Source organism: Paenarthrobacter sp. DKR-5 (assembly GCF_018531425.1).
In the GTDB taxonomy this organism is placed as follows: Bacteria; Actinomycetota; Actinomycetes; order Actinomycetales; family Micrococcaceae; genus DKR-5.
Map to the genome: position 1 here is coordinate 150,862 of NZ_JAHBOI010000007.1, position 13,177 is coordinate 164,038.

A 13,177-nucleotide genomic window follows, 5' to 3' on the forward strand; every position below is an offset into this window, starting at 1 on the left:
GCGCGGGAACCGGCGCACAGAAAGAGCACGGAACGAATACCGGGGCTGTCCTGACCAATGCGTACGTCCTGAATTCTTGTAGGGAACTCTTAATCCCTTTTCATAGCACAGCGATGACGTTTCGCCTTGTCACAGCCCCACACGCGGCCGCGTGCCAGGGGGCGTTGATGATTCACAGGACCCGCAGAGACGCGACCGCGGGCACTCCCTGTGGGAACTGGGGCAACGCACCTTCCGGGGTGTGGAAGAGCCACAGCGACAGGATCCGGTAGGCTTCCCAGTCACGTTCGGCCGCCTTCAAGGACACCGTCTGACTACCCTCCGGCCCCGGGATCAGCCGGAGGACCTGAAGGGTCACCGGCGCCGTGCCGGGAAGTTCAAGCCTGACCGCACCCGAGCCCGGCAACGCGCCCTGCGGGATTTGGACGGCTGCGCCGCCTACCGAGATATCCACCAGTTCGCCGTGGACCCCATTGATCTCTACCGGGGCCGACACCACGGTGCGGTAGGCGTTCCGGCGCGAGGTGGCGTAGTCCGCGGCGCGGATCCGCCGGGTACCCATCACAAGCACAATCGCGGCCAGCAGCAGCCAGGAGCCCGCAGCCACCGTTGAGCTCAGGTCAGCCCTCCAGGGCACCCATCCCATCACCCCCGCGCCGGCGTAGAGAAGAACCGCTGCGACGGTTACGATCATGCCGCTCAACACGGGCGGTGTCCTTCCCCGCCGTCGCAGATCGGTTCCGCCTTTGGGGGTCACCTGGAATTCCAGGACGTTCCGGGAGATCAGCCACCACAGACAGGCCAACCCCACGGGGACACGGAAGATCCGCAGGGCGAAAGCGGTCGGCCAGTGGATCTCCTGACGCATCAGCCGTTTGGAACCCCACAGACGCAGCGAAAACATCAGGATGAACACGGCACCGAAAACCACCGGATCCGCCGTCGATGTCTTCGCACCGGAACACATCACCACCACCGGGATCAGGAAAGCGACCAGAGTCCCGATGCCCTCCAGCCACCACAACGTGCCCTGAAGGTATTCGTGATAGTTCCGCCACGACATCCAGCCCTTGGCAGCCCACAACCGCTCACGGACCAGAATCTGCATCGCCCCCATACCCCAGCGCCGGCGCTGAAGCAGATACTGGTCCGGTGTTGCAGGGGCCAGACCGACCGCCAGGGTCTGGTGGTGGTAAACGGTCCTCCAACCGACACGGATCAGCTTCAAGGTGGTGTGCATGTCTTCGGTGATCGTTTCCGTCGCCACGCCACCGACCTCGCGCAACGCCTTGACCCGCAGCAGCGAGGTCGATCCACACCAGAACGGGCCGGCCCCGGGAACATTGCGCGAAGGCATCAGGACGTTGAAGAACATCCCCTGCTCACCGGTGATGCCGTCATCATCAAAAGCGCCGCTGTTATAGAACGACTGCGGGCCCTGAACCAGCGCGACTTTCTCGTCGGTGAACCAGCCCAGGGTCGCGGTCAGGAAAGCCGGTAAAGGAACATGGTCGCAGTCCAACACGGCGATGATATCGATACCGTCCGCCCCCTCATCTTCCTCCGCAGCCATCAGCCTAAGCGCGTGGTTCATGTTCCCGGCCTTGGCATGGTCATGGTCATCACGGCGGACATACCGGGCACCGAACGCGGCGCACATCTGGGCAACCCAGGCACGGTCACCGTCATCGAGCACCCACGTCTCATGGGCCGGTTCCAGGGCGCAGGCAGCAGCAATTGTCGGGGCCAGGACTTCAACAGGCTCGTCGTAGGTGGGGATCAGCACAGCCACACGCATCCCCCCGGGCGCTTCCGTGACCGGTAAAGGCGGCTGGCTGTTGATGTTCCACAACGACACAACCTTCAGGACCAGCCCTGCCAAAGGGAGCGCTTCAAAACCGACAAGGACCCAGGCCATCATCAGGTTCGAACCGCCAGCGGGCATCGTGAACATCACCCGCCAGAGAAGATACAGAATCAGCACAGCGACCGCCACGACCCCGCCCAGGCGGGCCATGCGACGGGAGAACGGGTCCTCCGGTCCCGGCGAACCCAGCCGCGCCGCCCAGCCCGCAATGCCAGCCCTGGACAACGCCCTGGCACCTCCGGCTGATGCCGGGGAATCCCTCAACCCTGCAACTACATTAAGGCGCTGCGGATCAACCGGCACGTGAGCCCCTCAGCTAGATCAATGCACGATACGAAGCGAGCATACCCGCACCGGCGGGCGTCGGCTCCCGCGCTGAACGTTCAGAGTGGACCGGCGAGGACCCTTGCCGATGATGAGACCGCCTTCCCACTGCCCTATGCGGGTGCGAGTCTCGGCGACTGCAGGGCGTTGGCTAATCGGCTTCATGTTGGTGGACTGCTTCAACGCCCCTTCACGGGTCCTGCCGCGTCCACGTTTATGGCAGTACGTCCGGCCAGTGCGAAGTGTGAGACTGTCCTGCGCGGCAATGAGGCCACGGTAGACGGCTTCGTAGATGGTCTCGGCGCAGACATGCCAGGACCTGCGTTTGGACCAGCGGCGCCTGAGCCAGCGACTGATCTGCGCGGGTGACCAATGCTTATCAAGCTTCCCGGCCACGACGTCCCGGAGCGCCTTATCCAGAGCGAGGCGGCGTTCTCTAGTTGTACTCAGTCAGTAGGTTGGTTGCATCTGCTGATGGGTGGGTTTCCTCCGAGGCTGCCGTGTGGGCGGTGGTTGTTGTAGAAGTTTAGCCATGGCTGCAGGGCGTCCGTGCGGGCTTGGTTGGAAGTGAATGGTTGGCGGTAGGCCCAGCCTTCTTGCAGGGTGCGGTTGAAGCGTTCTGCTTTGCCGTTCTGCCATGGATGGCGGGGTTTGATCAGGATGTGTTTGGCCCCCAGCCGGGCGAGGGCGTCCTGGAAGTCGCGGGAGAGCCGGTAGGCGAAGGCGTTGTCGGTCATGACCCGTTTGACCGGTGCGCCGTTGGCTGCCATGGCCGCGGCGGCCCGGGTGAGGAACCCGGCGCAGGTCGGGCCTTTCTCGTCGGGTAGGACCTCGGCGTAGGCCAACCGGGAATGGTCGTCCACGGCCACGTGGACGTAATCAAAACCGGCCCTTGTGTGGCCTGTGGAATGGTTGCGGGCGGATTGGTTCGGGTCTGCCCGCCAACCGCCGCCGTCGGGAATCCTGCCGAGTTTCTTGACATCGATATGGATCATGTCTCCCGGGGCGTCGCGCTCATAGCGGCGGTCGGAGGCACGGGATGCCCGGATACGTGTCCCCGTTACCGGGTCCAGGTCCCGGAGCCGGGGCATGCCGGCCCGGGCCAGGATCCGGGAAACCGTCCGGGCGCTGACCCCGCAACGGACCGCCAGGTCCGTTGGCCCGTCACGGTGTTCGACCCGCTGACTCAGGACTTCGGCAACAACCTTCGCCGGCGTGGCGTGCGGGCATGACCTTGGACGGGAACTGCGATCTTCAAGGCCGTCCCAGCCGTGGGACCGGTAACGGCTGATCCAGCGGTGCGCGCACGTCCGTGAGACGCCCATCTCCTTGGCCACGTGGGCGACGGGACGGCCGGCGAGGACGCGCTCGATGATGATCCGCCTACCGTTCGGAGTAAGGCGGGCATTACCGTGGGACATGAGGACCTCTTAATCGTTGGCTGTGTGTGGTAACCACCAACCTAAGAGGTCCTCACCTATTCACGATGTAACCAACGTCCTGACTCAGTACAGCTAGAACGCCGCCACTTATCGCCGAAAGTCACACGCGAAGTCGCCTGGTTTCATGACTTACGGCCGGGTGCCGGCTCCCGGGACAGCTCTGGCGGCGATGGCTGCCAGGTCACGGGCCGGTCCGGGCGGTGGTGTGGTGCCGGTCTGCCAGATGGCGGTCAGGGTGCGGCGCAGGGGCAGCCCTCGGACGGGAACGGCGATGAGCCGTTGCAGGGCGAGGTCGTCGCGGACGGCGAGTGCGCTGAGTACTCCGGGGGCCGTGCCGGCTGTGATGGCGGAGCGGACGGCCGCCGTCGTGGAGAGTTCCACCAGCGGATCTGCCAGGGGCGGGGCCTCTGCGGCGGTGAGCAGGTGCTCGAGGGCGTCCCGGGTTCCGCTGCCGTGTTCCCGGGTGACCAGCGCGGTTGCTGCCAGTTCGGCTGCTGTGACAGGGGTCCGGCGCCGGGCCCAGGGGTGCTCCGGGGCGACGACCAGGACCATGTCATCGTCCTGCACCGCCGCGGCGCTCAGGTCCGGGGGAAGGTGCGGGCTTTCGATGAAGCCGATGGCTGCCTGTCCGGATCGGACCAGGGCTACGGTGGCTTCACTGTTGTTCACCGTCAGCTCTACGACAGTGGGGACAAGTCCGAGGCTCTCCTGCTGGCGGCGCAACGCGACCAGCCAGAGCGGCAGCAGGTGCTCGGCGATGGTCTGGCTGGCCGCAACCTTCAGCTGCCGGGCGGCGTCGGAACGGAGCGAGGCGATCCCGGCGTCCAGCCGTTCCGCGGCTGCGAGGACCTCCGCCGCCCACCCGGCGACCAGTACACCGGACTCTGTCAGGGTGGATCCCCGCGGTGTCCGGGTCAGCAGGGCGGACCCGATCCGGGACTCCAGGGAACGCATCCTGGAGGAGACAGCCTGCTGGGACAGCCCAAGATGCTTCCCGGCGGCGGAGAGGGACCCCAGATCATGAACCGCGGCCAGCATTTCCAGGGCGGAGAGATCCGGTATCCGGGGGCTGAGCATCAGAGAATCTCCTTCAGAAACGTCACTTGTGATACAAGTCCGGCTTGTACCCGGACAAGTGTATGCCCCCTACTGCGGCAGGTCCCGGTCCGGGAGCATGGACGGTATGGGACCACTGCTGCTGACCGCCGACAAACACCACACCACACCACCGGCACAGACCCCGGGCGGCCGTACCGGGGGCGGGTGCGTCCTGCGCCGACTGGATAAGCCCTCGGAGCTGTTCGCGAACCTGACCCCGAACTGGTTCGCCTCCATCATGGGTACCGGGATCGTCGCGACCGCAGCCGCGACGCTGCCCCTGCAGTTCCCCGGCCTGCGCACCGCCGCCACCGTCGTCTGGGCTCTGGCGTCCCTGCTGCTGATCCTGCTGAGCGCCGCGAGCGGGGTGCACTGGATCCGGCACCGGGAAACCGCCCAGAGCCACCACAGCCACCCGGTGATGGCGCACTTCTACGGCGCACCACCCATGGCCATGCTCACCGTCGGCGCCGGGACCCTGCTGCTGGGCAAAGACGTCCTCGGCGAACAGCTGGCCCTCAGCATCGATGCGGTGCTGTGGATCGCCGGGACTCTGCTGGGGCTGGCCAGCGCAGTCGCGGTCCCGTACCTGCAGTTCACCCGGCATCAGGTCACACAGGACAGCGCGTTCGGCGGCTGGCTCATGCCTGTCGTCCCGCCCATGGTTTCGGCCTCCACCGGGGCCCTGCTGCTGCCCTACGTGGCCGGGCAGGCACGCCTGACCCTGCTGATGGGCTGCTACGCGATGTTCGGACTGAGCCTGCTGGCCTCCATCATCATCACCACACTGATCTGGAACCGCCTCGCCGGGCACAAGATCGGGGCCGCCGCGGCCGTTCCCACATTGTGGATCGTGCTGGGCCCGCTGGGCCAGTCCATCACCGCCGCGAACCTCCTGGGCGGGAATGCCCACCTCGCCGTGTCCGGGACCCTGGCCCGGGCGATGGAAGCCTTCGGCGTCCTGTACGGGGTGCCGGTTCTGGGCTTCGCGCTCATGTGGGCCGGCCTCGCAACCGCCATCACGATCCGCACCGCCCGTCAGGGCCTGCCGTTCTCCCTGACCTGGTGGTCCTTCACCTTCCCGGTTGGAACCTGCGTCACCGGCCTGACCGGCCTCGCCGCCCACACCCACCTCGCCGCGTTCGACGCGATGGCCGTCGCCGGCTACACCCTGCTGGTCGTCGCGTGGATCATCGTCGCCGCGCGGACCTTCCACGGCAGCATCCTCGAAGGCACCCTCTTTCAGAAGCCCGCAACGACCGCACCGTAGGCGGGCCCGCAGCGGACCAGCAACCCCTTACGCAAACAAGCAACCGTTCACAGCGCCAGAAGGTGGCCTCATGAAACCCCGGACAACACCCGTTTCAAAGCAACGCTTACCCACCAACACAAAAGGGGCCAGGTCGCCCGCCCGATTCCAGCGGCCATTGATCGCCGTCGGCGTGCCACTCTTCCTCGCAGCCGGCGCGCTCACCTACGGAATCACCGCAAACGGCACCGGCCAACCGACCCCGTCAGCCGAGAAGGGCCCGACCGTGATCGAAGGAGTCATCACCTATGCCGGCCTGAGCAGGAACCACGTCCAGACCGCGGTGACCTATCCGCAACGTCCCGGCGTCGGCGGAGACCACTCACCGGTGTGGACGAACTGCGGAGCATACGACCGGCCCGTTCAGGAAACCCGGGCAGTGCACTCCCTTGAACACGGTGCCGTCTGGATCAGCTACCAACCCGAGCTTCCCGCCGATGACATCGCCAATTCGCCCGGCTTGCAACCAACCAGAGCCACGTGTTGGTCAGTCCCTTTCCTGGCCAGGGATCCCGCATCGAAGCAACCGCCTGGGGAAAACAACTAAGCGTCACAGACCCGGCAGACCCGCGGCTGTTCGCATTCATCAAAGCATTTCAGCAAGGTCCGCAGACACCCCAACCCGGCGAGACCTGCAGCGGCGGAGTCAACGGATAAATCAGGAGACAGACCGCCGCTCGGCCGATCAGACCCCAACGCCCGCCGGCCCATGGACTCCCGTTCACCCGTTGATGGCTCCCGGGCGGGACGACAAACCGCCAATCTAAACGGCGATTTAACCGCCAACTCCAACTAAAAATCACACGCTCACCGTAGGGACTGTAAATTTTCCGGTGTAACTCTTGATGAAGAGGAGACAGATGTGACAGCTGCCGCGGCGGATGCGGTGGACGAGGATCTGGTTCGGCAGCTGACCGAGCGTGCCCGGGCCGAGGGACTGCAGTTGGCCGGGGAGGGCGGGCTGCTGCAGAAGCTGACCAAGCTGGTCATGGAGTCCGCGCTTGATGGCGAATTGGACGATCATCTCGGCTATGGCAAGCATGATCCGGCCGGGCGCGACGGCGGCAATTACCGTAACGGCCGGCGGTCCAAGACGCTGCTGACTGAGGCCGGGCCGGTGGAGATCTCGGTGCCCCGGGATCGGGACGGGTCGTTCGAGCCGCGGATCGTGGCCAAGCGGCAGCGCAGGCTGACCGGGGTGGATGGCCTGGTCATCTCGCTCTCGGCCAAGGGCCTGACCCATGGCGAGATCGCCGCGCATCTGGCCGAGGTGTACGGGGCTGAGGTGTCCAAGCAGCCCATCTCCACGATCATTGATCGGGTGCTGGAGGGGATGGGAGAGTGGCAGAACCGGCCGCTGGATCCGGTGTGCCCGGTGATCTTCATCGATTGTGTGAACGTGTAAATCCGCGACGGCCAGGTCGCGAACCGCCCGATCTACGTCGCCCTGGCCGTGACAGTCGACGGGACCCGGGAGATCCTCGGGCTGTGGGCCGGCGAGCACGGCGACGGCGAGGGCGCGAAGTACTGGCTGCGGGTGCTGACCGAGATCAAGAACCGCGGCGTGGCCGACTGCTGCATTCTGGTCTGCGACGGGCTGAAGGGCCTTCCGGACGCGGTTGGGGCGGTGTGGCCGCAGACGGTGGTCCAGACGTGCATCGTGCACCTGCTGCGCAACAGCTTCCGTTATGCCTCCAGGAAGGACTGGTCGCAGATCGCTAAGGACCTCAAGCCCGTCTACACCGCCCCGGGCGAGGCGGCGGCGCTGGACCGGTTCGCGGAGTTCTCGGGCAAGTGGGAGAAGCGGTACCCGGCCATCATCGGGCTCCGGACCAGCGCGTGGGCCGCATTCGTGCCGTTCCTGCAGTTCGACAACGAGATCCGCACCGTGATCTGTACGACGAACGCGATCGAAAGCATCAACGCCCGTATCCGCCGCGCCGTGAACGCCCGCGGCCACTTCCCGACCGAGCAGTCCGCGCTGAAGTGCATCTACCTGGCAATCATGAGCCTGGACCCCACCGGCAAGGGCCGGAAACGCTGGAGCAACCGCTGGAAGGCCGCACTCAACGCCTTCGAGATCACCTTCGACGGACGCCTGTCCGCCGGCAGGAGCTAGAGAAAGACAACCCCAGTTACACCGAATAATTGACAGACCCCCCGGAGCCCAGGGCCCGGGGCCCGGATGCCTGTGAGCATGTCGTCCGTTTGTGCCCGGGTGAGCCGGTCGCCGACGAGGATCGTGATGCCGGCCGCGGCGAGGAGCATGAGGAAGCCGAGGAGGAGCCGTAGTCTCATCGGTGTTTCCTGGGGTTAGTGGAGGAGTCCGGAGACGAGGTTGATGGTGGTGGCGAGGACGATGGCGCCGAGGAGGTAGGACAGCAGTGCGTGGCGCAGGACAGTGCCGCGGACGGCGTCGGTTTTCAGGTCGGTGTCGGAGACCTGGAAGGTCATGCCGACGGTGAAGGCCAGGTAGGCGAAGTCCATGTACTTGGGTGGTTTCTGCTCGTTGAAGTCCACTCCGTCTTTGTCTCGGTAGTAGAGGGAGGCGTAGCGGAGGGTGAAGAGGGTGTGGACGAGGAACCAGGAGAGGGCGACACTGCCCAGGGCGACGGCGACGATGGCGTCCTTCGTGCGGCCTTGGGCGTTGGAGGCGTCGAGCAGGATCAGTGCGACCCCGGCGAAGCTGGCCAGGGTGGCTGTGAGTACAAGGGCGTCGGAGTATCCGCGTCCGGGGTCTTCGCGGCGGGCGTGGGCTGCAGTGGCGGAGGCGTTGAGTTTGCCGACGACGGCCCACACCCAGATCAGGTAGGTCGCTGACGCGGCCGCCCAGCCCAGCGACGGCGCGTACGTCCAGTTCTTCACGGTGCCGACCAGTACGGCGGTGATGATTCCGACGGCCAGCATCACGGCCAGCCGGAGGCGGGAATGATGTGACCTGGTGTTGAAGTCCTCGTGCGCGTCGGCCGGGGGCTCGAAAGTGTTCATGGCACCTGATCTTCACAGGCAAGCGGGCCCGGGACCGGGTGCAAACCGCGGGCCTTAACGAAACCTGAACACCTCGCGTCCCCAAAACCCGAGGGGAACCGGGCGGCGGGTCAGCCGCGTGCCCATGAAGCTGCCGGGGAGTGGTTGTCAAGGGGCCGGCTACTACCTGCCGCCGTGAACGGGTAGTGGCCGGTGGCCGCGGCGGGCAGCAGGGTGGGTGATGCGGGTAGTGGTTACTCGTGTGCGGGGGGGGGGGTAATGTTCTTAGGCTTGGGGGTGTTCGGGAGATTGTCCCGGGTGCGGGAGGCGGGTCCGGGGATGGATGGCAGTGGCAGTACTGAAACAGGCGCAGCAGAAGTAGCCGCCTGCCTGGCGTCGCGGCGCGCAGGCCCTGCAACGGGGGCCGGCGATGGATAAGTCTTGTGAGACCGAGACTTCCCCCCAGACCATCGCCGGTCCCTTTTCGACCGATCACGACCGGGGCGCTCCTTCGGGTTCTTCCGGTGCGGGAACCCGCTGGGAGTTGAACCTTCTTGGTTGTTGGATGCTCACCGCGGGCGGGCAACCGTTGCTGACGGGCGTGCGTCAGCAACGCCTGATCACGGCCCTGGCCATCGGGGGCGGCCGTTCCCGCGGTGCGCTTGCTTCCCTGCTGTGGCCGCAGGCCCGCGGCGGCCTGGGACTGGCGAACCTGAGGGCCGCTGTTTTCCGTGTCGGCGGTGACCAGCCGGGCCTGGTCGAAAGCCACGGGACAATGCTTGCGCTCTCAGCTTCGGTGGGGACGGACCTGGCCCGGGTCAGGGGACTGATCCATGAGGTGAAGCAGGGTGCGCGGGTGCCGACGTCGCGGGAGATTGCTGTGCTGCTGCGGGCGGATCTGCTGCCGGGCTGGTACGAGGACTGGGTTTTGTTTGAGCAGGACCGGTTGCTCCAGGACCGGGTGGACGCGCTTGAGTGCGCGGCGGAGCACTGCCTGACTATTGGTGACCTTGATCGGGCGATCGTTGCCGCTGAAGGCGCGGCGGTGTTGGAGCCGCTTCGGGAAGCACCCCACCGGATGATCGTGCGCGCGCACCTTGCCGCCGGGTGCCCGGGCGAAGCCGGCCGCCGCGCCCGGCACTTCGAACAGATAATCCGGGCCCAGCTCGGGACCGCCCCCGGCCCGGGGCTCACGGCCCTGCTGAGAACAGGCCCGTGAGCACTACCCCGCACGACCCTGAAAGATGAACGCGCACCAGATGGGGCAAGCTAACCTGACATCGAGACCCGCGATTGTTAGCGGCCAGTAGGAATTGCCCGCAGGCGGCCAGGGGCGTGCCCGCTAATGGTCATCTCGATGGCCCGCCGGTGGTCACCAATTGCCCGTCGTGTTGGCCGCCTCTGGGCAGGACGCTTTTGAGTCGGACGCCATGATCTACGGCTCGGCCCGAGAAGCGCAGGGGCTGATCTCCGGCAGGTCTTCAAGCATCCGTGCACGGCCTTGGCGGGCCGTCCTTGAGGCACCAGGATAGGCACGGCCAGCAGTACGCCGGCAATCACACATACGGGCCGGACCTCGCCGGGCCCCTGGTAAGCACATCAGGACTGGACATGGACGTCTCCTCGCTGAGACGGCCCCGGACCGGGAAGGGTTCCCAGGAGCTGCCGGGCGGCCTGGCGGACCGCACCACGCAGGTGCCCGAAAAGAATATGCCATGCCGGGGGTGACTCGGGTAACCCGGCCGGTTAGGGTCAGTCGCGATTATTTGCCCCGGTGCGTTTGCGGGCCATGGGCCATGAACCTCTTCCTGGGGGGACTCGCGCACGAAACTCACGCAAATGAATCGTTCGGGGCCTGATGGATATTGGTTGCTCCGCGACTCCACGGTCGAACGTGCCGCTATTTCAACCGGGCGCCGCACTCGCGTTGTTGATCCGATAACTGACGGCGTTCACGGCGCCCGATTCAGGAACCGGCGGCGGAGTATGAGCCAATGCGGTTTGCCGCAGGTACTGGTAGACGGTTTCGCGGCTGATCCCGTAGTCCTTGGCGAGGGTCGTTTTGGGGATGCCGGCGGCGGCGCGGGTAACCAGCTCGGCGGCTTGCTCGGGGGTGAGGGTTCTTTTGCGGCCGCGGTAGGCGCCGCGCTTTTGGGCGAGGGTGATGCCTTCGCGTTGGCGTTCCTTAATAAGGGAGCGTTCGAACTCGGCGAAAGCTCCCATGACGGAGAGCATGAGGTTGGCCATGGGGGAGTCCTCTCCGGTGAAGACGAGCCCTTCCTTGACGAACTCCACCCGTGCACCTTTGCGGGTGAGTGTCTGGACCAGGGCGCGCAGATCATCCAAGTTCCGTGCGAGCCGGTCCATGCTGTGGATGACCACGGTGTCGCCTTCGCGGGCGAAGCGGAGAAGATCGGTCAGCTGGGGCCGGGCTGTGTCCCGGCCGGAGGCCTTGTCGGTGAAGACCCGGTCGAGCACGAGCCCGTCGAGCTGGCGCTGCTCGTTCTGGTCCAGGGTGCTGACCCGCACGTACCCGATCCTCTGACCTGACATCCGGTCCCCCATCCTGAAGTTGTCAGGTTGAAATCTAGGACCTTCAGCGAGCAGTGTCAAGAAAAGCTGATTCCGGGTCTAATCTGACGTCGTTTGATAAGGCTGCCTGACGTCAGGTTGGGGTGTAACGAAACCTGACGCCGGAATCCGCGTGAGTGGGGTTGCATTTTGTGATTTTGGAGAAATGAACGGCGGCCCACCCGAGCTTGCGTTTCAAGTCTGCGCAGGTGATCTTTGATGAGAGCTGTCGTTTATTCGAGCCGTGCCGCTTAGCCCCGCGATCGTGCGTTCATCCGTGCGGATTCCTTGGCCTCAAGCTTCGCTGCCTGAACAATCGCGAGAAACTCCGAACGCTCGAGGTACTCGGCGCCTGCCTTACGGATAACGCGACCCATATAAGGGTCGCGCTGTTCCAGGTCTTTCCGCCAGTTCTGCATAGTGGTGTATCCGGCTTTTTGTTCCTTGCGATCTTTGGTCGCCGACCACTGTATCAGGACGCATATTGGAACAATCGCTACCAGCATGGCACCAATGACGCCATCAGTCAGCCAAGACTGCGGAACTCTGAAGACATTTAGCCCTAGGAGAAGGAGAGTGACAGCTATCCCGTCGGTTGAACATTTGTTGCGTAATCTTGCGAGAACTAGAGCGCTTGGCCCCTTCAGCAAGTTGCGCGAGTGATCAGCTACCAAGAGAGGGCTCCGTATCCGGCATCGAACAAGTCAACGCTGTCGGCCCCGACGCACCTAATGAGTCAACACTTCCGCGGTGCCAGGAGTAGGCTTCATGGCTCGCCAAGCAACTGAAGGAGCGCCAGAATCTCGGCCGAGGACAACTGTCCGTCAATCACATCGCCGATTTCATCCAGCCTTGATACCGCTGTCGAAATGCCATCCTCGTCCGCGTGCGCGAACTCAATATCGATAGGGAGAACCGGACCGTCACCCGATCCAGCTACATAGCCTCGCCGAACAAATGACGCCCATGCCTGCGCTAGAGCAGAGGAGAAGGTCCCGTCGAGCAATCCTCGCAGGACTAAGACAGTGGCCAAACGAGTGACAATGAGTGGTTCACCGGCGGCTGCTGCGACCTCCCGTATGGTGGCATGGTCGGCCAACAGGACCATGGGGAGCCCGCGCAAGTCACCTTTGACGAGGCGCACAAGCGCTTCTCGCAAGCGTTCGGAATCATGGACCACCATGCACCCACTTTGTCTCGATCAGCCCGTCAGGTCCCATCGTGTTCTTGAACTCCCACAGGACATTTCCGTTCTTATCGATCTCTTGAACGAAAAGTTTCCCATATCCTGGGTTGTTTGCGGGTGAAAAGAACTGCAAACGGTATCCCCCGTCCGCCATTTCTTGTGCCTCGAAGTCGATGCTCTTCGATATTGCACCTCGAAAGAATCGATTAGCCGCGTTGCCCGCCTCCCCCTGAAGTCCAGAGCGGGCAGCCGCCCTGCTTCCAAAGTTGAGGACCGTACTACCGTTTTGGGTGGCTGCGGCTGCTACTTCGGCGCCGATTTCCTTTCCTGCACCGCCAGGGAGTAGTACAGCGGCGATCTCGCCGACGGATCGGAGCGCGTCATTCCAAGATCGGTTCTCGTCCGGTGGGACC

At 64.7% G+C, this 13,177-nt stretch carries 11 protein-coding genes and 1 pseudogene; 5 read left to right on the forward strand and 7 right to left on the reverse strand.

Annotated features, from left to right (window positions below; all coding sequences use genetic code 11):
• Window positions 1-172 precede the first annotated feature (172 nt).
• From KIH31_RS15615 to KIH31_RS15625, 3 genes are all read right to left on the reverse strand, one after another.
• The gene (locus tag KIH31_RS15615; protein WP_214428055.1) at window positions 173-1,984 is read right to left on the reverse strand and encodes a glycosyltransferase family 2 protein; all 1,812 of its coding nucleotides are present in this window, start codon (window positions 1,982-1,984) and stop codon (window positions 173-175) included.
• A 653-nt stretch (window positions 1,985-2,637) separates the two neighbouring features.
• Window positions 2,638-3,612: an IS481 family transposase gene (locus KIH31_RS15620; protein ID WP_214428056.1), complete on the reverse strand. Its 975-nt coding sequence runs from the start codon at window positions 3,610-3,612 to the stop codon at window positions 2,638-2,640.
• A gap of 150 nt (window positions 3,613-3,762) precedes the next feature.
• Window positions 3,763-4,710, reverse strand: coding sequence for a LysR family transcriptional regulator (locus tag KIH31_RS15625; RefSeq protein ID WP_214428057.1), 948 nt, complete (start codon window positions 4,708-4,710; stop codon window positions 3,763-3,765).
• A 106-nt stretch (window positions 4,711-4,816) separates the two neighbouring features.
• On the opposite strand from KIH31_RS15625, the gene KIH31_RS15630 reads away from it, so the two are divergent.
• The 4 genes and pseudogenes from KIH31_RS15630 to KIH31_RS15640 all read left to right on the forward strand — a co-directional run bounded on the left by KIH31_RS15630 (window position 4,817) and on the right by KIH31_RS15640 (window position 8,159).
• Window positions 4,817-6,001, forward strand: coding sequence for a TDT family transporter (locus tag KIH31_RS15630; protein WP_214428058.1), 1,185 nt, complete (start codon window positions 4,817-4,819; stop codon window positions 5,999-6,001).
• Window positions 6,002-6,071: 70 nt separating this feature from the next.
• Window positions 6,072-6,587: a DUF3105 domain-containing protein gene (locus tag KIH31_RS15635; protein WP_250546080.1), complete on the forward strand. Its 516-nt coding sequence runs from the start codon at window positions 6,072-6,074 to the stop codon at window positions 6,585-6,587.
• Window positions 6,521-6,697: a DUF3105 domain-containing protein gene (locus KIH31_RS18195; RefSeq protein ID WP_307857678.1), complete on the forward strand. Its 177-nt coding sequence runs from the start codon at window positions 6,521-6,523 to the stop codon at window positions 6,695-6,697. The genes KIH31_RS15635 and KIH31_RS18195 overlap by 67 nt, the downstream gene beginning before the upstream one ends.
• 205 nt (window positions 6,698-6,902) lie before the next feature.
• Window positions 6,903-8,159: pseudogene (locus KIH31_RS15640) on the forward strand (IS256 family transposase).
• A gap of 194 nt (window positions 8,160-8,353) precedes the next feature.
• Here the strand turns inward: KIH31_RS15640 and KIH31_RS15645 are convergent.
• Window positions 8,354-9,028: a DUF1345 domain-containing protein gene (locus tag KIH31_RS15645; RefSeq protein ID WP_214428059.1), complete on the reverse strand. Its 675-nt coding sequence runs from the start codon at window positions 9,026-9,028 to the stop codon at window positions 8,354-8,356.
• 580 nt (window positions 9,029-9,608) lie between these two features.
• On the opposite strand from KIH31_RS15645, the gene KIH31_RS15650 reads away from it, so the two are divergent.
• A complete protein-coding gene (locus KIH31_RS15650) occupies window positions 9,609-10,226 on the forward strand; it encodes a bacterial transcriptional activator domain-containing protein (protein WP_214428060.1) in 618 nt (205 codons plus the stop codon).
• Between the two features lie 686 nt (window positions 10,227-10,912).
• Here KIH31_RS15650 and KIH31_RS15655 read toward each other — a convergent pair.
• From KIH31_RS15655 to KIH31_RS15665, 3 genes are all read right to left on the reverse strand, one after another.
• Window positions 10,913-11,560 carry a recombinase family protein gene (locus KIH31_RS15655; protein ID WP_214428061.1) on the reverse strand — a complete coding sequence of 216 codons (648 nt, stop codon included), beginning with the start codon at window positions 11,558-11,560 and terminating at the stop codon, window positions 10,913-10,915.
• Window positions 11,561-11,829: 269 nt separating this feature from the next.
• Window positions 11,830-12,084, reverse strand: a complete 255-nt coding sequence (locus KIH31_RS15660) for a hypothetical protein (RefSeq protein WP_214428062.1) — start codon at window positions 12,082-12,084, stop codon at window positions 11,830-11,832.
• 260 nt (window positions 12,085-12,344) lie between these two features.
• A complete protein-coding gene (locus KIH31_RS15665; RefSeq protein WP_214428063.1) occupies window positions 12,345-12,761 on the reverse strand; it encodes a hypothetical protein in 417 nt (138 codons plus the stop codon).
• Between the last annotated feature and the right edge of the window lie 416 nt (window positions 12,762-13,177).